Origin of the sequence: Sphingomonas sp. Leaf34, assembly GCF_001421805.1 — a bacterium.
GTDB lineage: Bacteria > Pseudomonadota > Alphaproteobacteria > Sphingomonadales > Sphingomonadaceae > Sphingomonas.
Map to the genome: position 1 here is coordinate 61595 of NZ_LMLC01000004.1, position 18960 is coordinate 80554.

The window sequence follows — 18960 nt, forward strand, 5'->3', positions numbered from 1 at the left end:
CACACCTCCGGAGGCATGGCTAAAGTCGAAATCTACATCAAGCAATTCTGCCCCTATTGCTCGCGGGCATTGAAACTCCTTGCCAGCAAGGGGGTCGAACCGGAGACGTTCGACGTCACCATGGGCGGCCCGAAAAAGGCCGAGATGGTCGACCGGTCGGGTGGCCGCATGACGATGCCACAGGTCTTTATCGACGATCGGCATATCGGCGGATCCGACGATCTGGCGGCGCTCGACGCAAAGGGCGGTCTCGACCCCTTGCTCGGCTGATGCCGAGGATCGCGCTCCTCCAGATGACGAGCGGGATTGATCCTGCCGCCAATGCGCAGACCATCGTCGAAGCGATCCACGCCGCACGCGACGGCGGTGCGGAGATGGTCTTTACGCCAGAGATGGCAGGATTGATCGATCGCGACCGCACGCGTGGCGCCGCGTCGATCGTCCTCGAGGACGACGATCCAGTGCTGGCCGCAGTCTGCAGCGCGGCGGCGAAGACCGGACTATGGGTGCATCTTGGTTCGCTCGCGGTGCGCCGTTCCGACGGGAAGTTCGCCAATCGGGGCTTCGTGATCGACGGAACGGGGGCAATTCGCGCGCGCTACGACAAGCTGCATCTGTTCGATGTGGACCTACCGACCGGCGAAAGCTGGCGTGAATCCGCGGCGTATGTCGCTGGCGATACGGCAAGTGTGGTCGATACCCCCGTCGGCAGGCTGGGTGCCTCGATCTGCTATGATCTGCGCTTTGCCGATCTGTACCGCGCGCTGAGCGATGCGGGCGCGACGCTCCTCTCGGTGCCGGCGGCGTTCACGCGGCCGACCGGCGCCGCACACTGGCACATCCTGTTGCGTGCGCGTGCGATCGAGGCCGGCGCTTATGTCGTCGCGGCGGCACAGACCGGCGTCCATGCCGACGGTCGCGCGACCTATGGCCATTCGCTGGTGATCGATCCCTGGGGCGAGGTGGTCCTTGACATGGGCGAGCCGGCCGGGCTGGCATTCGCAGAGATCGACCCGGCGCGCGTCGCGGCGGTCCGGTCGCGTATGCCGGTACTCCAGCATCGCCGCGCGATCCCACCCGTTACGATCGTCCGATGATCGTCTTCGACCTTAAATGCGGCGGCGGTCATGTGTTCGAGGCACGGTTCGCGTCGAGCGGCGCCTATGAGGATCAGCGCCGGGCGGGGCAGGTTCGATGCCCAGTGTGCGACGATTGCGAAATCGGCAAGGCGGTGATGGCGCCCGCCATTGCCGGCAAGGGCAACCGCAAGCCCGATGCACCGACGCCGGATGCGATCAAGTCGCTGATGACCGAACTTGCGCATCAGCAGGCCGAGGCGTTGAAAGTGTCCGAGTGGGTCGGCACCGCATTCGCCGATCGCGCCCGTGCGATGCATCTCGGCGAGGAGCGACATGCCACCATTCACGGCCAGACCAGTCTTGCGGAGGCCAAGGCGCTGGTCGCAGAGGGCGTACCCGTCGCACCGCTCCTGATGCCCATGACACCGCCCGAAAAGCTGAACTGAGATATCGCACCGTAGCGCGAGGCATCCGCGACTGCGCGGTAGAAGCTGGTGCCCCCGGCGAGATTTGAACACGCGGCCTACGGTTTAGGAAACCGTCGCTCTATCCGGCTGAGCTACGGGGGCATCGGGTCGCGCAATACCGCGGTCGTTGACGACGATCAAGCGCGCGGCGTTCGCGCAGACGTCCGGCCGGATATGATCTGCTCAACAGGGCCGGATGGACCTAGTATCAAGGGCGGCGGGTATCGCGTGAATCCCCGCCGCCGCTTGTCGTGCAGTGCTAGCTGTTAGGCCTTGACGTGCTGCGAGATGTACTTGTTCATCTCGAACATCGTGCACTTGTCACGCCCGAAGACCTTCTTCAGCTTCTCGTCCGCGAGGATCTCGCGCTTGTTCTCAGGGTTCTGGAGGTTGTGCGCCTTGATGTAGACCCACACCTTGCTGATCACTTCGCTGCGCGGCAGCTTGTCGTTGCCGACGATCTCGCCGAGCTCGGGAGAGGGCTGAACGGGGGCGTGGATGCCGCCGGTCTTGGGAGCTGTAGCCATAAGCATTCCTTCCTGTTGCGCGCGTGCGTTTGGCACTGCGCGCGTGGTCACGCCTTGGTGAGCGCGTCCGCCTTGTGCGCTGCCTTGCCGCCCTTGTCACTCTTTACGATGAACTGCGGGTCCTCCTTGGAGGCCCTGACGGTGTGGCCCTTGATCTTCGTGTCGCTGGTCTGTTTCTTTTCGACGGTGCCGTGCGCCTCGCCGCCGTGCGATTTCCAGGTGACCTCGTCGCCCTTCTTTGGATCCTTCATCGTCGCATCTCCTTGATTTGCAACGATCAAGCGCCGGAAGGCGGGTTTGGTTGCATGTCGCGCGGGTTGCAGACGGGCGGCCCGCGAGGCATCAGGGCGGCAATCAAGGAGACCGACCGATGAAGACCCGCGCCGCCGTAGCGTTCGAGGCAAAAAAACCGCTCGAGATCGTCGAACTCGACCTCGAGGGACCGAAATCCGGCGAAGTGCTCGTCGAAATCATGGCGACGGGCATCTGCCACACCGACGCGTACACGCTCGACGGGCTTGATTCGGAAGGGTTGTTTCCGAGCGTGCTGGGTCATGAAGGCGCCGGCATCGTTCGCGAGATCGGCGCGGGCGTGACCAGCGTCGCGGTCGGCGATCACGTGATCCCGCTCTACACGCCCGAATGCCGCCAGTGTAAGTCGTGCCTTAGCGGCAAGACCAACCTGTGCACCGCGATCCGCGCGACGCAGGGCAAGGGGCTGATGCCCGACGGGACGACGCGGTTCAGCTACAAGGGCCAGCCGATCTTCCATTACATGGGCTGCTCGACCTTCTCGAACTTCACCGTATTGCCCGAGATCGCGGTCGCCAAGATCCGTGAGGACGCGCCGTTCGACACCAGCTGCTATATCGGGTGCGGCGTGACGACGGGGGTTGGCGCGGTCGTGCACACCGCCAAGGTCCAGCCGGGCGACACCGTCGTCGTGTTCGGGCTCGGCGGGATCGGGCTGAACGTGATCCAGGGCGCCAAGCTCGCAGGCGCCGGCATGATCGTCGGCGTCGACATCAACCCCGACCGCGAGGAATGGGGCCGTCGCTTCGGCATGACGCATTTCGCCAACCCCAAGGATGTGGGCGACATCGTGCCGCATATCGTCGCGCTCACCGACGGCGGCGCGGACTTCACCTTCGATGCGACCGGCAACACCACCGTGATGCGCCAGGCGCTCGAGGCGTGCCACCGCGGCTGGGGCACGTCGATCGTGATCGGCGTGGCCGAGGCGGGCAAGGAAATCTCGACACGGCCGTTCCAGCTCGTCACCGGGCGCAACTGGCGCGGGACCGCGTTCGGCGGCGCGCGCGGGCGGACCGATACGCCCAAGATCGTCGACTGGTACATGAACGGCATGATCGAGATCGACCCGATGATCACGCACCGGCTGACGCTCGACGAGATCAACAAGGGCTTCGACCTGATGCACGCCGGCGAGAGCATCCGCTCCGTCGTGATCTACTGAGGAGCGGCCATGTTCACGCACATCATGCTCGGCGCCGACGATATCGCGGCATCGAAGGCGTTCTACGACGCGGCGCTGGGCGCGCTGGGCGTGCCCGAGGGCGTCGTCGATGACTGGGGCCGGGTGGTCTACGCGCATGCCGGTGGCCGCTTCCTGCTGACCAAGCCGATCGACGGGCAGCCGGCCAGCCACGGCAATGGCAGCACGATGGGGTTCGCCGCGGCCTCGACCGATGCGGCGGATGCGTGGCACGCGGCCGGCCTCGCGCATGGCGGCACGGCCTGCGAGGATCCGCCGGGCGTGCGCGATGCGACCGGCGGGCGGAAACTGTATCTGGCGTATCTGCGCGATCCGTCGGGCAACAAGATCTGCGCGCTGCACCGGGTCGCGTGATGGAGACTGTCTCCACCAGCAAGGCCTATGGCGGCACCCAGGGCGTGTACCGCCACGCCTCGACCGCGACCGGCACCGACATGAGCTTCGCCGTCTACGTCCCGCCGCATGACGAGGGCGCGCGGTTGCCGGTGCTGTGGTTCCTGTCTGGGCTGACGTGCACGCATGCCAACGTCATGGACAAGGGCGAGTATCGCCGCGCCTGCGCCGAGCTCGGCGTGATCCTGGTCGCGCCCGATACCTCGCCGCGCGGCGACGACGTGCCCGACGACGACGCGTATGATTTCGGCAAGGGTGCGGGCTTCTACGTCGATGCGACGCAGGAGCCCTGGGCGGCCAATTTTCGGATGCGGTCCTATGTCGAGGACGAACTGCCTGCGCTGATCGCGGCGCAGTTTCCGATGGCGGATATGAGCCGGCAGGGGATCATGGGGCATTCGATGGGCGGGCACGGCGCGCTGACGATCGCGCTGCGCAATCCGGATCGGTTCAGGAGCGTCTCGGCGTTCGCGCCGATCGTGGCGCCGTTGCAGTGCGCCTGGGGCGAGAAGGCGCTTGGCGGGTATCTCGGGCCCGATCGGATGGCGTGGCGATCGTACGACGCGTGTGCGCTGATCGCGGATGGAGCGCGGGTGGCGGAGATCCTCGTCGATCAGGGCGATGCGGATGGGTTCCTTGCCGAGCAGCTGAAGCCGGAATTGCTCGCGGAGGCGTGCGCGGCGGGGATCGGGCTGACGCTTCGAATGCAGCCGGGGTATGATCACAGCTACAACTTCATCTCGACGTTCATGGGCGAGCATGTCGCCTGGCATGCCGAGCGGCTGGCGTACCGTCGGGTCGGGTAAGGAGCTTGGGGTAGCCGTTGGCTTGTTTACGGTTACCCCCCCTTCCGTCATCCTGCCGAACGTCAGGACCCAGGGTTACGGACGTGACGCTGCTTGGCACTGGGTCCTGACTTTCGTCAGGATGACGAAGGGGGCGGCTGCCGCGTAAATCCTCCCCCGCCGGGGGGAGGTGGCTGGCGCTTGCCGAACGGAGGGGGAGGGCAGGGAAACCTGCGTTGCGTGTCCTCCCCCTCCGTCGCTTCGCGCCACCTCCCCCTGGCGGGGGAGGATCGTTAGCGGGGCAGCATGCATACTTTGCGCAACCTCAGAACTTGAACCCCGCCGCTACGCCATACCGTCGCGGTTCGATCGTGAAGATGTTGGTGAACAGCCCGGCCGACTGATCGGTGACATATTGCCCGGTGATCGCGTTGTTGTTGGCCAGGTTCTGCACGAAGCCGCGGACGTAGAACCGGTCTTCGCGCGCGTTGAGCTGGACCTGCATGTTGACCACCGCATAGCCCGGGATGCGGTCGACGGTGGTGTTGAAGATGCTGGCCGCGAACCCGCCGGTGTAGTTGAGATCCGCGCGCGGGACGAGGTTCATGCCGTTGGCAAAGTCGATCGTGTACTGCGCGCCGACCGACCATTTGTACGTCGGCGCCTGCGGCAGACGGTTGCCGCGGATGTTGGTCGTCACGCCGTCGAGCACCGATACGCCGCTCGCCGCCGCATTCGCGCCCAGTGCCGAGCAGATACCGAATGCGCCGGTCGCCGCGACCGTCGGGATTGCGGTGGGGCCGCGTAGGCCGACCGCGCGATTGACCACCGTGACATAGCCGTTCGACAGCGCGGCATTGCCCGCCGCGTTGGGCACGACGACGCAGTTTGATGCGTTGGTGATGTCCTTGATGATCACCGCGTCGGCCCGCCCGCCCGACACGTCGCGCGGATTGACCAGGAACTTGTCGCTCGACACCTTCGAATGCAAATAGCTCGCATTCATGTTGACGACGAACGCTGGGATCGGGCTCATGATCGCCTCGGCCTCCACGCCATAGATATCGGCGTTGACGTTGTCGTTGACCGAGGTGCGCGCGACGATCCGGCTCAGCTGCAGGTTCTTGTACTGGTAATAGAAGCCGGTGAGGTTCAGCCTGAACTGGCCGCCGCCAAAGGTGTTTTTCGAGCCGATCTCGTATGCGTTGACCTGTTCCGGCTCGAACGTGCTGCTGACGTTGAACAGCGGCAGCAGCGGCGGGTTGATCCCGCCCGACTTATACCCGCGCGAATAGGAAGCGTAGAGCAGGTTGTTCTCGGTGATCCGGTAGTCGAGCACCGCGCGCCCGGTAAGCCGCGAGAAGCTGACCTGCGCATTGGCGAATTCCTGCCGGCCGGGTAGATTGGGGTCGAAATCGACCGTGCCATAGTTCAGCCCCTGCTCGATGCCCGTCGCGCCGATCGGAGTCAGCACATTGAGCGCGAGGTTGCGCGCCTGGTCGGTCTTCTTGTCGCGATTGTAGCGCAGGCCGACAGTTAGCTTGAGCGCGTCGGTGAACTTGAAATAGGTCTCGCCGAAGATGCCGTAGGATTTTAGGCGGAACTCGGTGTCGCTGTTGCGATAGAAGGGCGTCGCCAGGAAATAGCCGTTGCCCGCGGGCAGCCCGAGCCCCGCCGCGTTCGCCGAGCCGAGGATACCCGAGGCGTAATCGAGCCCGAACGCGTTGACGAAATAATCGGTGTTGGTGGATTTGCTGTCGACATAGATGCCGCCGAGCAGGAAGTTGAACATTCCGTCGAAATTGCTGTCGAGATGCGCCTCGGCCGAATATTGGCGATTCTTCTGGCGCGAGCGGTCGAAGTCGAGGCTCTGCGGATAACAGCCGATCGAATTGCCGCCATAGATGCCGACATTGTTCGGATCGGCTGCCGACTGGCATGCACCCCCGGCCGGGCCGTTGGGGATCAGCGTCTGCCGCACGCCGTTGAGGAAGGCGAACGGCGATCCGGTGCGCGCCAGCGCGTTAAGCGTGGCGAGCCCGGCGTTGTTGGTCAGCGAGTTTTCGACCGCGAGGTTGTAGTCGGTGCCGCTGTCGACGACGTTGCGCGTATAGCCGCCGGTGAAGTTCAGGCTGACGGGGCCAAAATCATGGAAGATCTTCGCGGTATATTGTTCCTCCTTGGCGAAATAGGTCGGGCTATAGTCGAGCGATACGGTGCGGACATCACGCGGATTGACGACGCCGGCATAGCTGTCCTGCCCGTACAGGCTCTGCAGACCGAACCGCGCCAGCGCGGGGTTGTTGACCGCGAAGAACTCGTTCGAGCTGAGTACCGCGGCAAGCGTCGAATTGCCGTTCGCGGTTTCGTTGGCGAGCCGGTCGGGCAGGCACCCGAGCACGCCCGTCGGGTCACGGTGGCACAGCTGTTTCTGCAGTCGCGAGCGATCGTCCTTCTCGCGGAAATAATAGCCGATCAGGTCGATCCGCGTGGCACTGGTCGGCTCCCACGACAGCGTGCCGCGAACCGAATAGAGATCGCGCCCGTCGATCTTGCGACCGTCATAGAGGTTCTTGGTATAGCCGTCGCGGTTGAGATAGGTTCCGGCCACGCGGATGCCGAGCGTGTCGGTGAAGGGCAGGTTGAACATCGCCTTCACGCGCTTCGAGTCGTAGTTGCCGTATTCGAACTCGGCGGCGGAATGGATCGCGGACAGATCGGGCTTGGCGGAGATGAAGTTGACCACGCCCGAGGTCGCATTACGGCCGAACAAAGTACCCTGCGGTCCGCGCAGGACCTCGATCCGCTCGAGATCGAAGAACTCGCTCTCGAACAGGCGGGTCGTGACCAGCGGCATGTCGTTGACGTGGATCGCGGTCGCCGTGTCGCAAGTCGCGCCGGTGCACAGATCGCCGATCCCGCGGATCGTGAAGCTCGACGTGGTGAAGTTGGTCTTGGTGAAGGTGACGTTGGGCAGCGTTTGCTGGAGCGCGCTCGGGTTGACGATCTGCTGCTTGGCGATGTTGTCCGCGGTAAAGGCACTCACAGCAATCGGAACGTCCTGCAAACGCTGCGATTGGCGTTGCGCGGTAATCACGATATCCTGCGATGCGTAGGCGCTCGATGACGTGTCTGCCGGAGCGGTCTGCGTCGACGTCGTTTGCGTCGACGTCGTTGGCGTTGACGGGGCTTCCTGCCCCGGACCGTTGGTGGGTGCGGTATTTTCAGCGGACGTTGTGGTCGCGGTCTGCGCCATTGCCGGCGCAATCGACAGGAGTATCATCGCCGATGCGGCGAGCAATTCGAACTTTGCCATTGCAGTCCTCTCCCCGATCGTGCCGGTCTATGCCGATTCACGATTTCGTTTTTCAGGTATGGCGAAGTAACGACCAAAAAAATTAGCCGTCAACGCTTTTTCTTCCCCGGAAAACCGGGATTTACTGCGCGTGGCCGAAATGAAACAGTTGCAAAAAAGGACCCATATTCCGATGTTTGGGTATGCTGACAAAGGGTGTTGCGATGCGGGATGAACTGGGCGAGCCCAAGGGGCGGTCGGTTGCGGAGGATGTGCTGGGTCCGGATGGCAAGGTGATTGTGCCCGATGACGTAGCGTCGGCGATCCGCACCCTGATCCGCTGGGCTGGCGACGATCCGACGCGCGAGGGGCTGCTCGATACGCCGCGTCGTGTTGCACGTGCGTGGAAGGAATATTGCGCGGGCTATGGCGATGATCCGGCCAAGCACCTCGAACGCGTGTTCGAGGAAGTGGGCGGTTATGACGAGATCGTGCTGCTCAAGGACATCCCGTTCCAGTCGCACTGCGAGCATCACATGGCGCCGATCATCGGCAAGGCGCATATCGCGTACCTGCCGCGCAACCATGTCGTCGGCATTTCGAAGCTCGCGCGCGTGCTGCACGGCTTCGCGCGGCGGTTGCAGGTGCAGGAGCGGCTGACCGCGGAGGTGGCCGATTGCATCTGGGACAACCTCAAGCCGCAAGGTGTCGCGGTGGTGATCGAGGCGAGCCATGCCTGCATGACCGCGCGCGGCGTGCGGACGCCGGGGGTGACGATGGTCACCAGCCGGATGATGGGGGTGTTCCGCGACGACGAGCGCAGCCGCAAGGAAGTGCTGTCGTTGATGGGCGCGCGCGCATGAGCCGAACCGTCCTGGTGACGGGCGGTGCGAAGCGGCTGGGCGCGGCGATCGTCTGGCGGCTGGCGGCGGACGGGCATGCGGTGGTCGTCCACCAGGGGCACTCGCCCGCGGAGGCGGCGGCACTGGTCGACGAGATCGCCGCGACGGGCGGGCGGGCAGCGGCGGTCGGGGGGGATCTGAGCGATCTCGGCGCGATCGGCAAACTGTTTTCGGCCGCGCGGGCCGCAATCGGCGGGCCGATCGACGGGCTAGTGAACTGCGCCTCGCGGTTCGAGTTCGACCGGCCGCCGGGCGTCGATCCGGTGCTGTTCGCCGAGCTTGGCGCGATCAATTGCGGGGCGCCGGTGTTGCTGGCCTCCGCGCTGGCATCGCAGGACGATGTGACGGACGGTGCCGTCGTCAACGTGCTCGACCAGAAGGTGGCCAATCTCAACCCGGACTTCTTCTCCTATAGCTGCGGAAAGATCGCGCTCGAGGGGGCAACGACGATGCTCGCGCAGGCGCTGGGCCCGCGGGTCGTGGTGAACGCGGTGTCGCCCGGTTTGACGCTGCCGAGCGGCGACCAGAGCGAAGAAGAGTTTGCGGCGGTCGCGAGCGACAATCTGCTCAAGCGGCCGGTCGGCGCGGAGGCGGTCGCGGACGCGGTCGCGTGGTTGCTCACTGCGCAGGGCCTGACGGGGCAGAACCTGTTCGTCGATTGCGGGCAGCGTTTTCTGGCGCGCGATGGCGACGTTATGTTCGAGGGGCGCAATGGCTGAGTTCACGACGATCCTCGATGGGCTCGAGGTCATGATGCGGCTCGGGATCCACCCGCACGAGGTGGCGCCGCAACGCGTGGTCGTCTCGGTCGAGATGACGGTCGTGTATCCCGGGCCGCTCGGCGAGGATGCGATCGGCGAGGTGCTCGATTATGATTTCGTCCGCGCGGGGATTCTGGCGATGGCGGCGGAGCGCCCGTTCGCGTTGCAAGAGACGCTGTGCGAGGCCATCGCCGCGCTTTGTCTGAGTGACGAGCGGGTGAGGCGGGTCGAGGTCGAGACGATGAAGACCGACGTCTACCCCGACGCCGCGATCGGGTGCCGGATCGTCCGGGACCGCGCGATCTAGTGGAGGCGATAGTTTCACGACCGGGCGCGTTTGCTTCCCGGGATCGGCGCCGATCCTGGAGCCGGTTCGTTCCCTCCCCATAACCCCCAATCCGGAGACTTATGGTGAACATTCTCGTCGTCCTCACCTCGCATGCCGATCTCGGCGATACCGGCCGCAAGACCGGCTTCTGGCTCGAGGAACTTGCCGCGCCCTATTACGTGTTCAAGGATGCTGGCGCGTCCATCACGCTCGCCTCGCCGGCGGGGGGGCAGCCGCCGCTCGATCCGAGCAGCGCGAAGCCCGACGCGCAGACCGACGCGACCCGCCGGTTCGAGGCGGATGCAGAGGCCAGTGCGGCGCTCGCCGATACGCGGAAACTGTCCGAGATGAAGATCGCCGATTTCGACGCGGTGTTCTATCCGGGTGGACACGGCCCGCTTTGGGATCTCGCCAACGACACGACATCGATCGCGCTGATCGAGACGACCATCGCCGCGGGCAAGCCCGTCGCGCTGGTCTGTCATGCGCCTGGCGTGCTGCGCGACGTGAAGGCCGCCGATGGCTCGCCGCTCGTCAAGGGGAAGGCGGTCACCGGCTTCACCAATGGCGAAGAGGCGGCGGTCGGGCTCAGCGATATCGTGCCGTTCCTCGTCGAGGACATGCTCTCGCAGCAAGGTGGCGATTATTCGAAGACCGCCGACTGGGGTGTGCATGTCGTCGAGGACGGCTTGCTGATCACCGGGCAGAACCCGGCCTCGTCGGAAAAGGCAGCACAGACGCTACTGGCGAAGCTCGCCTGAGAGAACGGCCACCGGCTTGACCGGTGGCCGCCTTTAGAGTGGTCAAGCGCGGTTGGCGGCGCTGAGGACGGCGCGGACCGAGGCGGTCGCGATGTCGGTGTCCATGCCGACGCCGAACACCGTCTTGCCCGCCGCGGTCCGGCATTCGACATAGGCGGCGGCCTGCGCATCCGCGCCGTGGCCGATAGCGTGCTCGTTATAGTCGACGACGTCGAGCGTCGGGCCGGTCGACTCCGCAATCGCTGCGATCACGCCCGAGATCAGCCCGTTGCCGCGGCCTGAGATCGACCGCTCCTCGCCATCGATCGCGACGCGGCCGATGAAAACGCGTTGGCCCGCCGTGCCGCTTTCCTCATAGTCGCGCAGTTCGACGCGGTCGTCCGCCTGCGGCATGTAGGTCCGCTCAAACAGGCTCCAGATATCTGCGGCGTTCAATTCACGGCTGGTCTCGTCGGCATAGGCCTGGACGTGGCGGCTGAAATCGGCCTGGAGACGCTTGGGGAGCTTGAGCCCCTTGTCCTGCTCGATCACCCATGCGACGCCGCCCTTGCCCGACTGCGAATTGACGCGGATCACTGCCTCGTAGCTGCGGCCGAGATCGGCGGGGTCGATCGGCAGATAGGGGACTTCCCACAGCGTGTCGTTCTTTGCCTCCTGCGCGGCAAATCCCTTCTTGATCGCGTCCTGATGCGACCCCGAAAACGCGGTGAAGACGAGGTCGCCCGCGTAGGGCATGCGCGGGTGGACGGGAATATTGGTGCAGTAATTGACCGTGTTCACGACGCCGTCAATGTCCGACAGGTCGAGCTTCGGATCGACGCCTTGCGTGTACATGTTGAGCGCGACGGTCACGAGATCGCAATTGCCGGTGCGCTCGCCATTACCGAGCAGGCAGCCCTCGACCCGGTCCGCGCCCGCCATCATGCCGAGCTCGGCCGCGGCGACGCCGGTGCCGCGGTCGTTGTGCGTGTGCAGCGAGATCGCCACCGAGTCACGGTTGCGGATGTGGCGGCCGAACCATTCGATCTGGTCGGCATAGATGTTCGGTGTCGCGCACTCGACGGTGGCGGGCAGGTTGAAGATGATCGGATTGTCGGGCGTCGGCATCAAGACGTCCATCACCGCCTCGCAGACCTCGAGGCTGAAATCGAGCTCGGCGGTCGAGAAGGTCTCTGGGCTGTATTCGAACTGCCAGCGAACATTGGGCTGTTTTGCGGCCTCGTCGCGCAGCACCTTGGCGCCGTCGATCGCGATCTGCTTCACCTGTGCGCGGTCCATCCCGAACACGATCTTGCGCCATGCCGGGCTGACCGCGTTGTAGAGGTGGACGATCGCGGTCTTCGCGCCGACGAGGCTGGCGAAACTCGTCTCGATGAGGTCGCGGCGCGACTGGGTCAGCACCTGGATCGCGACGTCGTCGGGAATGCGGCCGGTCTTCACCAGGCCGGAAATGAAGTCGAACTCGGTGGCGCCGGCGCTCGGGAAGCCGACCTCGATCTCCTTCAGCCCGACCTTGCAGAGCAGGTCGAAGAAGCGGGTCTTCTTCTCGGCATCCATCGGGTCGATCAGCGCCTGGTTGCCGTCGCGCAGATCGGTCGACAGCCAGCGCGGTGGCTTGACGATCGTCTTCGACGGCCATTGGCGGTCGGGCAGGTCTATTTGCGGGAAGGGTCGGTACTTGGTCGATGGGTCGCGCAGCATGGCTCGTGTCTCTCGTGATCGGGAGCGTTCGGGTCAGCCCTTAGGCGCGAGGCGCGGGGGCTGGCCACCACGCAAACGATCGGCGCGCCTAAGGGCGCGTAAGTCGAAGCAGCGAAAGGCGAAGGACCAGCGTCATTGCGCTCACGCTATCGCCGACCGGCGCCGATTGTCCAGTCAAAATGGATTAGCCTGGAGCGTACGCCGGATCCTATGGCTGATAGCCTGTCAGTGGCCACGTGATCGGCCGGTTTGGAGAAAAGCCATGACCAAGACGATCTACAGCATCGGATGTGTCCACGTCGAAACCGGAAAGAGCCTCCCGCCAACACTGACGATCACCGCCGATGGCATCGTCGAAAGCGGCGGGTGGACGAACCCGACCTTGTCGAAACATATCTATATCACGCCCCCCGAAGATGGTGTGCAGGGATATGATTTCGTCGCCGATGAGCCCGACGGCATGGTGATCCAAGTCCTCACACCGGTGAAGACGACCTATACCGATCGTCAGGAGGACTGGGTGACCGCGGTCGCGATCCATTCCGCTACGAACACGGTCACGGTCACCCTGGCGGTATCCGTGACCGTGCCCTAGCGACAGGCGCGATCAGTTGGCCGCGAACGCAGCGTTGATCGTCAGGTCCACCTTGTCCGACACGACGGGGGCATAGGCACCGAGGTTGAAGTCGCTGCGCTTGATCGAGGTCGTCGCACGGAAGCCGAAGTTGAGCTTCTTGTTCATCGGGTTCGCGCCCGCGCCGACGAAGGTCGCCTGCAGCACGACCGGCTTGGTGACGCCCTTGAGCGTGAGGTCGCCAGTGATCGTCGCCTTGTCGCCGGTTGCGACGACCTTGGTCGAGACGAACTTCGCGGTCGGGTAGGTCGCGGCGTCGAAGAAGTCCTTCGACTTCAGATGGCCCGCGAACGGCGCCGCGGTGACCGAGAGCTGGTCGATCGCGAAGTCGACCGCGACCTTGGTCGCGTTGGGTTTGGCGGGATCGATCGTGATGCTGCCACCCGATGCGCCGAACTGCCCTTCGAGCATCGAGAAGCCCATATGGTTCACCTGCCACGTGACCTGCGTGTGGTTCGGATCGACCGCGTAAGTGCCGGCGGCGACTCGTGCCTTGACGGGGGCGCCGGGAACGCCAGCGGTCTGCGCGAGCACGCTTTGCGTGATGAGCGGGGCGGCGGTCAGGGCAAGGACGGTGGCAAGGGCGAGGCGCATGGAAAGTCTCCTGTTGATCGCGCGATGCTGGCCGAGGGGAGGATCCGCGTCAAACGACGTTATGCCAACGCTGTGTTTCGAAATGGCGTCGTCGGTGCGTGAGCCGCAGGCGCGCGCCTGTCGCATAACGGCCTGAGGTGGTGCCGGTTGCAGGAATCGAACCCGCGACATCCAGTTTACAAAACTGGCGCTCTACCAACTGAGCTAAACCGGCCCGGTGCGCGTCAGGCGTAATCGCCCCATGCTTCAAGACACGCCGAAGGTCCAGCCCTCGGTTTGTGCGATATGCGGTGTCATCGCGGTCGGGCTCCACAATTCGGGGCGATAGGCGTTGCTGCGTAGCCATGCGGCGGTCAGGATCGCGTCGGTGGCGTGATCGTCGTAGCGGGCAAGAGGAACATGCGGCGCGCTGCCGAGTGCCGCCAGCGCTGTATCGAGCGACGCGCCGTCGCGGATCTTGCTGAGCCCCTTGCGCATACCGGCGGCGCGCGCCGCGATCGTGGTGTATATCTCGACGATTGTCGGGCCGTGCGGCGGGAGCGGGTCGAACGGCCAGACGGGTATGCGATCGGCGAGGCGGTGCAGCACGCGCATTCCGGTCAGACTCGATTTGCCGACCTGCGCCGCGCCGACGAGGTTCAGGTTGCTGGTCGGGCTCAACCCTTGGCGTCGCTGTGCCTCCTCGGTCACGCGGAGCCGGCCGCGGCCGTCAAAGAATTCGCCCTTGCGACCACCGTGGCGCCGCAGATGCCGTGCGACCTCGTCGTGATCGACGAAGCTGCTTGCGCCGAGGTGCGGATCGTCGGCACAGATCCGCTCGACGAGCGCCCAGAGCGATCGCGCATCCGCCGGGCTGTCCGACCAGCCGGGGAAGAACGCACCGCGATCAACGAAGGGGAGCGATGGCCCGAGATCGAGCCCGACCAGCGTATCCCGCGGCATCGTGTCCGCGAGCCAGTCGCGCGCGGCGGCGCGCGACCACCCGCCCTCGACCGTGATCAGCGTCGGCGCTGCGGATCCCTGCGTGCAGATCGCGACGGCAATCCCCGACTGGCGAGGACCCACCGCGCCAGACCAGTCGATCGCGGCGAAATGGCCGAAGCGGTCAGGGGCGATCGCCATAAGCCTTGCGCTGCCTAGTCGATGCCTGATCCCACCATGCACGGGCGATCACGCAGGCGACCCGCGTTGTATCGCTCGCACCATACCGAACCAGCAATCCGGGCCATGTCTCGTAATGCGGTGTTTGCCAGAAAATGTCGGGATTGGTCGCGATCAAGACGGCCTTTTCCTCGTGCGGGCTGCGGACGTGGAAGCTGCCGTCGACGTGCCCGGCGCTGACGAACATTTTGCCGCGCGTCTTGATCGCGGGCTGGCCGTAGGAGGTCGATGGTTCGGTATCGGGGAGCGACAGCGCGTAGCTGGCGACGGCCTCCCAATCGTTCATGATCGTTTCGTCGCGCGCAAGCCGTCCCAATACGCCAGGCGTTCCGACAGGCGCTTCTCGAAGCCGCGTTCGGTCGGCGTATAGAATGTCTGCGGTCCCATCTCGTCAGGCCAGTAATCCGAGCCCGAGAACGCATCCTCCGCATCATGGTCGTACGCGTAGCCCTTGCCGTACCCGATATCGCGCATGAGCTTGGTCGGGGCGTTGCGGATCGCCGCGGGGGGCATCAGCGAACCGGTTTCGCGCGCCGATTTCCACGCCGCCTTCTGCGCCTTGTAGACTGCGTTCGATTTGGGCGCGGTGGCGAGGTAGACGCAGGCCTGCGCGATCGCGAGCTCGCCCTCGGGGCTGCCGAGAAAGTCGTAGGTGTCCTTGGCGGCGATGCACTGGACCAGCGCCTGCGGGTCGGCGAGACCGATATCCTCGACCGCGGCACGGGTCAGGCGACGGAGCAGGAACAGCGGCTCCTCGCCGGCGGTGAGCATCCGCGCCAGATAATAAAGGGCAGCCTGCGGGTCTGAGCCACGGATCGATTTGTGGAGCGCGGAGATGAGGTTGTAATGCCCCTCGCGATCCTTGTCGTACACCGCGACGCGGCGTTGCAGGAAATTCGACAGCCCGGCGGGATCGAGCGGTTCAGGCAGGTCTACCGAGAACAACGTCTCCGCCTGATTGAGCAGGAAGCGGCCATCGCCATCGGCGCTGGCGATCAGGGCGTCCATGGCGGGCGGGGTCAGGGGAAGGGGGCGCTCCATCTCCGCTTCTGCGCGCTCGAGAAGTTGTTCCAGCGCGCCACGGCCGAGCCGTTCGAGGATTAGCACCTGCGCCCGGCTGAGCAACGCGGCATTGAGTTCGAACGAGGGGTTCTCGGTCGTGGCGCCGACCAGCGTTACCGTGCCGTCCTCCACATACGGCAGGAAGCCGTCCTGCTGCGCGCGGTTGAAGCGGTGGATCTCGTCCACGAACAACAAGGTACGTTTGCCGATCTTGGCATGCTCTCGCGCCTCGGCGAAGGATTTCTTGAGATCCGCGACGCCGGAGAACACCGCCGAGATCGCGACGAACCGCAGGTCGACGGCGTCCGCGAGCAACCGCGCGATCGTCGTCTTGCCGGTGCCGGGCGGGCCCCACAGGATGATCGACGACAGTCGTCCCGCCGACACCATCCGGCCGATCGCGCCTTCGGCACCGGTGATGTGATCCTGCCCGACCACTTGGGCGAGCGTGCGCGGGCGCAGGCGATCGGCGAGCGGCGCGTTCTCGGGATGCAGTTCGGTAGGAGCGGCGGGTTCGAAGCCCGCAAAGAGGTCGGCCATGAGCGGAAGATAGGGGCGTGGGGCTGGTTTGCCCATCCAGCACCGCTTGTCAGACGCACGCCGTCCGCGCGGAGGTGGGGATCGATACCGGCTGGTGGCCCTGCGTGGTCGCGCTGTCCAAGGGGCTGGGGTCCTGCCTCCCAGGAGTGACGGACGAGAAACGCAGAACTTTCTCAAGCCTCCCCTTGAACCAGGAAAAGTTCGAGATATATCTTACCTCACAATCTAAGATATATCGGAGAACAGTCAAATGCGGTTTGGTATGGGATATGGAGCATGGACGGGTGGTCCGCGAGCCGGCGACCACGGCCACGGTCATGGCCCTCGCGATCACGGCGACGAGCATATGACGTGGAAGCGCGGCGGCGGTCCGCGCGGTCGGGGTCGGCGACTGTTCGACGGCGGCGAGATGAAGCTTGTCCTGCTCAAGCTGATCGCTGACTCACCGCGTCATGGCTACGACCTGATCCGCGAAGTTGAGGGACTGTCTGGCGGCGCCTATGCGCCTAGTCCGGGGGTCGTATACCCGACGCTGAGCACGCTCGACGACATGGGTCTTATCGAGGAGCAGAAATCGGAAGGCGCGAAGAAGCGCTTTGCGGTGACCGCAGAGGGGCAGGCGATCCTGACGGAAAACATGGCCGTCGTGGATGGCCTGTTCGCGCGGCTCGCAGCCGTGGGTGCGGAGTCGGAGCGGACCGATGGCGCGCCGATCCGGCGGGCGATGGGCAATCTGCGCCAGGTGCTCCAGCACAGGCTGATGCGCGAGGACGTCAACGAGGACACGCTGCACGAGGTCGCGGCATTGCTCGACGAGGCGGCGCAGAAGATCGAGCGCTTGAAGTGAGCGCCGCGCCAAAGGTCTCGGTCGCGCGGGTAGCGACCCATTCGGCCAGCAAGTACCTCCAGCAGTTGGCCAAGCATTGGAGTCACAAGATGGAGGTCAGCTTTTCCGAGGAGGAGGGCCGCATCGCCTTTCCGAACGGCGCGCTGCTGGAGATGCGTGCGGACAGCGGAACGCTCGACGTCGCGCTGACCGTGCCGGAAGGCGAGGACGTCGAGCGGATGCGCGGGGTCGTGTCGAGCCACCTCGACCGGTTCGCCTTTCGCGAGGCGTCGCTGACGTTCGATTGGTCGACTGTCTGAGAGCGTCTCGTCGCGACTTCGTCATCCGACGAAAGCCGGGACCCGGCGTTACGGGCGCCGGCGTCCGTCGCGCCGTCATGCTGGACCGAGCCATGGAGGACGACGCGCAGCCCGTACTAGCTGCCCCGCCGTGCCATCACCTCGAGATATGTGTCCAGCACCGTCTGGTTGATCGTGTCCCAAAGATACCCGGCGGCCTTGTCGTGTCCGGCCCAACCCATCGTCTCGCGTAGGCCTGGCTCCGATACGATCCGCCCGATCGCATCCGCATAACCCGAGATATCCGTGGGCGGCACCAGGAACCCCGTCACGCCGTCATCGATCAACCCGACCGCGCCCGACGCGCGCGCAGCTACGACGGGAACACCCGCTGCCATCGCTTCGAGCGTCACATTGCCGAACGTCTCGGTCACGCTCGGGTTGAAGAACACGTCCATCGACGCGACCGCACGGCCGAGATCGTCACCCGACTGGAACCCCGCGAACACCGCCTCCGGCACGCGCTCGGCGAACCAGTCGCGCGCCGGACCCTCGCCGATCACCAGCACCTTGTGCGGCACGCCGCGCTGCTCCAGCGACCGGATCACGTCGGCGAAGACGTCGAGCCCCTTTTCCTTTACCAACCGCCCGAGAAACCCGACCGCGACCTCGCCGTCGGCGATGCCGCGCGCGCGCCGCCACGCCAGGTCACGACGCGTCGGCGTGAAGCGATCGTGGTTCACGCCGCGAGACCAGATCGCGGTCGGCGTCGTCACGCCCCAATCGCGGACGATCTCGGCCATGCCGCGCCCCGGCACCAGCACTTCGTCGACGCGGTTGTAGAAGCGCGTCAGGATCTTCACCATGACGGGCTCGAAGAACGCCATCTTGTAATAGCGGAAATACGTCTCGAACCGGGTGTGCAGCGACGCGACTGTCGCGATGCCGCCGCGGCGACCATAGCTGATCGCGCGATGGCCGAGGAAATCGGGTGCCGAGACATGGATGATGTTCGGCGCGAACGCCTCGAGATCACGGCGGATCGCCGCGGGCAGCCCGCGCGCCATCTTGTATTCGCCACGTCCTGCGGGAAGCGGTAGCGACGGCACCGCGACCAGATCACCCGTCGGCGGAAACGCCGGCTTGGCGTTGGTCGGGGAATAGACACGCACTGTCACGCCCTTCGACAACAGATGGCCGACGAGCAAATTCAACGCCTGGTTCGCGCCGTCGCGAACGTAATTATAGTTGCCGCTGAACAGGGCGATGCGCAGGTCGGTGGCGTGCATCATCGCGCGGATAACGCCGTGCGCGGTCAAGCGCCACTAA

22 protein-coding genes and 2 tRNA genes are annotated in these 18960 nt (G+C 65.0%); 13 read left to right on the forward strand and 11 right to left on the reverse strand.

The window, feature by feature from the left end; all coding sequences use genetic code 11:
- Nucleotides 1–15: 15 nt before the first annotated feature.
- Genes grxC through ASF00_RS11755 form a run of 3 tightly spaced genes read left to right on the forward strand, consistent with a single transcriptional unit; the run spans nucleotide 16 to nucleotide 1525 of the window.
- Nucleotides 16–270, forward strand: a complete 255-nt coding sequence (gene grxC, locus ASF00_RS11745; RefSeq protein ID WP_055879050.1) for a glutaredoxin 3 — start codon at nucleotides 16–18, stop codon at nucleotides 268–270.
- The gene (locus ASF00_RS11750) at nucleotides 270–1097 is read left to right on the forward strand and encodes a carbon-nitrogen hydrolase family protein (RefSeq protein WP_055879053.1); all 828 of its coding nucleotides are present in this window, start codon (nucleotides 270–272) and stop codon (nucleotides 1095–1097) included. The genes grxC and ASF00_RS11750 overlap by 1 nt, the downstream gene beginning before the upstream one ends.
- Nucleotides 1094–1525: a DUF1178 family protein gene (locus ASF00_RS11755; protein ID WP_055879056.1), complete on the forward strand. Its 432-nt coding sequence runs from the start codon at nucleotides 1094–1096 to the stop codon at nucleotides 1523–1525. The genes ASF00_RS11750 and ASF00_RS11755 overlap by 4 nt, the downstream gene beginning before the upstream one ends.
- 46 nt (nucleotides 1526–1571) lie before the next feature.
- Here ASF00_RS11755 and ASF00_RS11760 read toward each other — a convergent pair.
- From ASF00_RS11760 to ASF00_RS11770, 3 genes are all read right to left on the reverse strand, one after another.
- Nucleotides 1572–1648, reverse strand: a tRNA-Arg gene (locus ASF00_RS11760).
- 164 nt (nucleotides 1649–1812) lie between these two features.
- Nucleotides 1813–2073, reverse strand: coding sequence for an SWIB/MDM2 domain-containing protein (locus ASF00_RS11765; RefSeq protein WP_031394799.1), 261 nt, complete (start codon nucleotides 2071–2073; stop codon nucleotides 1813–1815).
- Between the two features lie 47 nt (nucleotides 2074–2120).
- Entirely contained in the window at nucleotides 2121–2324 is a 204-nt protein-coding gene (locus tag ASF00_RS11770) for a DUF2945 domain-containing protein (RefSeq protein WP_055879060.1), read from the reverse strand.
- Nucleotides 2325–2443: 119 nt separating this feature from the next.
- Between ASF00_RS11770 and ASF00_RS11775 the strand changes: the two genes are divergently transcribed.
- The 3 genes from ASF00_RS11775 to fghA are packed head-to-tail and all read left to right on the forward strand — an operon-like array spanning nucleotide 2444 to nucleotide 4788.
- Nucleotides 2444–3550: an S-(hydroxymethyl)glutathione dehydrogenase/class III alcohol dehydrogenase gene (locus tag ASF00_RS11775; RefSeq protein WP_055879063.1), complete on the forward strand. Its 1107-nt coding sequence runs from the start codon at nucleotides 2444–2446 to the stop codon at nucleotides 3548–3550.
- Between the two features lie 9 nt (nucleotides 3551–3559).
- Nucleotides 3560–3943: a VOC family protein gene (locus ASF00_RS11780; protein ID WP_055879066.1), complete on the forward strand. Its 384-nt coding sequence runs from the start codon at nucleotides 3560–3562 to the stop codon at nucleotides 3941–3943.
- A complete protein-coding gene (gene fghA, locus ASF00_RS11785; RefSeq protein ID WP_055879069.1) occupies nucleotides 3943–4788 on the forward strand; it encodes an S-formylglutathione hydrolase in 846 nt (281 codons plus the stop codon). Before ASF00_RS11780 ends, fghA begins: the two co-directional genes overlap by 1 nt.
- Nucleotides 4789–5092: 304 nt before the next feature.
- On the opposite strand, the gene ASF00_RS11790 is transcribed toward fghA, so the two are convergent.
- On the reverse strand, nucleotides 5093–8083 hold the full coding sequence (locus ASF00_RS11790) for a TonB-dependent receptor (RefSeq protein WP_055879075.1): 2991 nt from the start codon (nucleotides 8081–8083) through the stop codon (nucleotides 5093–5095).
- A gap of 203 nt (nucleotides 8084–8286) precedes the next feature.
- Between ASF00_RS11790 and folE the strand changes: the two genes are divergently transcribed.
- From folE to ASF00_RS11810, 4 genes are all read left to right on the forward strand, one after another.
- Nucleotides 8287–8925 (forward strand): GTP cyclohydrolase I FolE, encoded by a 639-nt coding sequence (gene folE, locus ASF00_RS11795; RefSeq protein WP_055880423.1) that lies wholly within the window; start codon nucleotides 8287–8289, stop codon nucleotides 8923–8925.
- Nucleotides 8922–9683 carry an SDR family NAD(P)-dependent oxidoreductase gene (locus ASF00_RS11800; protein WP_055879080.1) on the forward strand — a complete coding sequence of 254 codons (762 nt, stop codon included), beginning with the start codon at nucleotides 8922–8924 and terminating at the stop codon, nucleotides 9681–9683. The genes folE and ASF00_RS11800 overlap by 4 nt, the downstream gene beginning before the upstream one ends.
- Nucleotides 9676–10032, forward strand: coding sequence for a dihydroneopterin aldolase (locus ASF00_RS11805; RefSeq protein WP_055879083.1), 357 nt, complete (start codon nucleotides 9676–9678; stop codon nucleotides 10030–10032). The genes ASF00_RS11800 and ASF00_RS11805 overlap by 8 nt, the downstream gene beginning before the upstream one ends.
- A 104-nt stretch (nucleotides 10033–10136) precedes the next feature.
- Nucleotides 10137–10814, forward strand: coding sequence for a type 1 glutamine amidotransferase domain-containing protein (locus ASF00_RS11810; RefSeq protein WP_055880426.1), 678 nt, complete (start codon nucleotides 10137–10139; stop codon nucleotides 10812–10814).
- Between the two features lie 42 nt (nucleotides 10815–10856).
- Here the strand turns inward: ASF00_RS11810 and leuA are convergent, their stop codons facing one another.
- Nucleotides 10857–12515 (reverse strand): 2-isopropylmalate synthase, encoded by a 1659-nt coding sequence (gene leuA / locus ASF00_RS11815; protein ID WP_055879088.1) that lies wholly within the window; start codon nucleotides 12513–12515, stop codon nucleotides 10857–10859.
- A gap of 262 nt (nucleotides 12516–12777) precedes the next feature.
- On the opposite strand from leuA, the gene ASF00_RS11820 reads away from it, so the two are divergent.
- Nucleotides 12778–13110: a hypothetical protein gene (locus tag ASF00_RS11820; protein WP_055879092.1), complete on the forward strand. Its 333-nt coding sequence runs from the start codon at nucleotides 12778–12780 to the stop codon at nucleotides 13108–13110.
- Between the two features lie 12 nt (nucleotides 13111–13122).
- Here the strand turns inward: ASF00_RS11820 and ASF00_RS11825 are convergent, their stop codons facing one another.
- The 5 genes from ASF00_RS11825 to ASF00_RS11845 form a co-directional block, all read right to left on the reverse strand.
- Nucleotides 13123–13743, reverse strand: coding sequence for a YceI family protein (locus ASF00_RS11825; RefSeq protein ID WP_055879095.1), 621 nt, complete (start codon nucleotides 13741–13743; stop codon nucleotides 13123–13125).
- A 138-nt stretch (nucleotides 13744–13881) separates the two neighbouring features.
- Nucleotides 13882–13957: transfer RNA gene (locus ASF00_RS11830), tRNA-Thr, on the reverse strand.
- 32 nt (nucleotides 13958–13989) lie between these two features.
- Complete coding sequence (locus ASF00_RS11835; protein ID WP_055879098.1) at nucleotides 13990–14865, reverse strand: hypothetical protein; 876 nt, start codon at nucleotides 14863–14865, stop codon at nucleotides 13990–13992.
- Nucleotides 14849–15190 carry an MmcQ/YjbR family DNA-binding protein gene (locus ASF00_RS11840; RefSeq protein ID WP_055879101.1) on the reverse strand — a complete coding sequence of 114 codons (342 nt, stop codon included), beginning with the start codon at nucleotides 15188–15190 and terminating at the stop codon, nucleotides 14849–14851. Before ASF00_RS11840 ends, ASF00_RS11835 begins: the two co-directional genes overlap by 17 nt.
- Nucleotides 15187–16506 carry a replication-associated recombination protein A gene (locus tag ASF00_RS11845; RefSeq protein ID WP_055879106.1) on the reverse strand — a complete coding sequence of 440 codons (1320 nt, stop codon included), beginning with the start codon at nucleotides 16504–16506 and terminating at the stop codon, nucleotides 15187–15189. The genes ASF00_RS11840 and ASF00_RS11845 overlap by 4 nt, the downstream gene beginning before the upstream one ends.
- Before the next feature lie 250 nt (nucleotides 16507–16756).
- On the opposite strand from ASF00_RS11845, the gene ASF00_RS11850 reads away from it, so the two are divergent.
- Both ASF00_RS11850 and ASF00_RS11855 read left to right on the forward strand, forming a co-directional pair.
- Nucleotides 16757–17353, forward strand: a complete 597-nt coding sequence (locus ASF00_RS11850; RefSeq protein ID WP_055879110.1) for a PadR family transcriptional regulator — start codon at nucleotides 16757–16759, stop codon at nucleotides 17351–17353.
- Entirely contained in the window at nucleotides 17350–17652 is a 303-nt protein-coding gene (locus ASF00_RS11855) for a DUF2218 domain-containing protein (RefSeq protein WP_055879113.1), read from the forward strand. Before ASF00_RS11850 ends, ASF00_RS11855 begins: the two co-directional genes overlap by 4 nt.
- A gap of 116 nt (nucleotides 17653–17768) precedes the next feature.
- On the opposite strand, the gene ASF00_RS11860 is transcribed toward ASF00_RS11855, so the two are convergent.
- On the reverse strand, nucleotides 17769–18920 hold the full coding sequence (locus tag ASF00_RS11860; RefSeq protein WP_055880428.1) for a glycosyltransferase family 4 protein: 1152 nt from the start codon (nucleotides 18918–18920) through the stop codon (nucleotides 17769–17771).
- Nucleotides 18921–18960 lie beyond the last annotated feature (40 nt).

Excerpts from the sequence above, each read along its gene's own strand:
- fghA (WP_055879069.1), top strand. The coding sequence starts at position 3,943 with ATGGAGACTGTCTCCACCAGCAAGGCCTATGGCGGCACCCAGGGCGTG.
- ASF00_RS11860 (WP_055880428.1), bottom strand. The coding sequence starts at position 18,920 with ATGCACGCCACCGACCTGCGCATCGCCCTGTTCAGCGGCAACTATAAT.
- ASF00_RS11825 (WP_055879095.1), bottom strand. The coding sequence starts at position 13,743 with ATGCGCCTCGCCCTTGCCACCGTCCTTGCCCTGACCGCCGCCCCGCTC.
- ASF00_RS11765 (WP_031394799.1), bottom strand. The coding sequence starts at position 2,073 with ATGGCTACAGCTCCCAAGACCGGCGGCATCCACGCCCCCGTTCAGCCC.
- leuA (WP_055879088.1), bottom strand. The coding sequence starts at position 12,515 with ATGCTGCGCGACCCATCGACCAAGTACCGACCCTTCCCGCAAATAGAC.
- ASF00_RS11790 (WP_055879075.1), bottom strand. The coding sequence starts at position 8,083 with ATGGCAAAGTTCGAATTGCTCGCCGCATCGGCGATGATACTCCTGTCG.
- ASF00_RS11845 (WP_055879106.1), bottom strand. The coding sequence starts at position 16,506 with ATGGCCGACCTCTTTGCGGGCTTCGAACCCGCCGCTCCTACCGAACTG.
- ASF00_RS11755 (WP_055879056.1), top strand. The coding sequence starts at position 1,094 with ATGATCGTCTTCGACCTTAAATGCGGCGGCGGTCATGTGTTCGAGGCA.
- ASF00_RS11850 (WP_055879110.1), top strand. The coding sequence starts at position 16,757 with ATGCGGTTTGGTATGGGATATGGAGCATGGACGGGTGGTCCGCGAGCC.
- folE (WP_055880423.1), top strand. The coding sequence starts at position 8,287 with ATGCGGGATGAACTGGGCGAGCCCAAGGGGCGGTCGGTTGCGGAGGAT.
- ASF00_RS11800 (WP_055879080.1), top strand. The coding sequence starts at position 8,922 with ATGAGCCGAACCGTCCTGGTGACGGGCGGTGCGAAGCGGCTGGGCGCG.
- ASF00_RS11775 (WP_055879063.1), top strand. The coding sequence starts at position 2,444 with ATGAAGACCCGCGCCGCCGTAGCGTTCGAGGCAAAAAAACCGCTCGAG.
- ASF00_RS11750 (WP_055879053.1), top strand. The coding sequence starts at position 270 with ATGCCGAGGATCGCGCTCCTCCAGATGACGAGCGGGATTGATCCTGCC.
- ASF00_RS11835 (WP_055879098.1), bottom strand. The coding sequence starts at position 14,865 with ATGGCGATCGCCCCTGACCGCTTCGGCCATTTCGCCGCGATCGACTGG.
- grxC (WP_055879050.1), top strand. The coding sequence starts at position 16 with ATGGCTAAAGTCGAAATCTACATCAAGCAATTCTGCCCCTATTGCTCG.
- ASF00_RS11820 (WP_055879092.1), top strand. The coding sequence starts at position 12,778 with ATGACCAAGACGATCTACAGCATCGGATGTGTCCACGTCGAAACCGGA.
- ASF00_RS11805 (WP_055879083.1), top strand. The coding sequence starts at position 9,676 with ATGGCTGAGTTCACGACGATCCTCGATGGGCTCGAGGTCATGATGCGG.
- ASF00_RS11840 (WP_055879101.1), bottom strand. The coding sequence starts at position 15,190 with ATGAACGATTGGGAGGCCGTCGCCAGCTACGCGCTGTCGCTCCCCGAT.
- ASF00_RS11780 (WP_055879066.1), top strand. The coding sequence starts at position 3,560 with ATGTTCACGCACATCATGCTCGGCGCCGACGATATCGCGGCATCGAAG.
- ASF00_RS11770 (WP_055879060.1), bottom strand. The coding sequence starts at position 2,324 with ATGAAGGATCCAAAGAAGGGCGACGAGGTCACCTGGAAATCGCACGGC.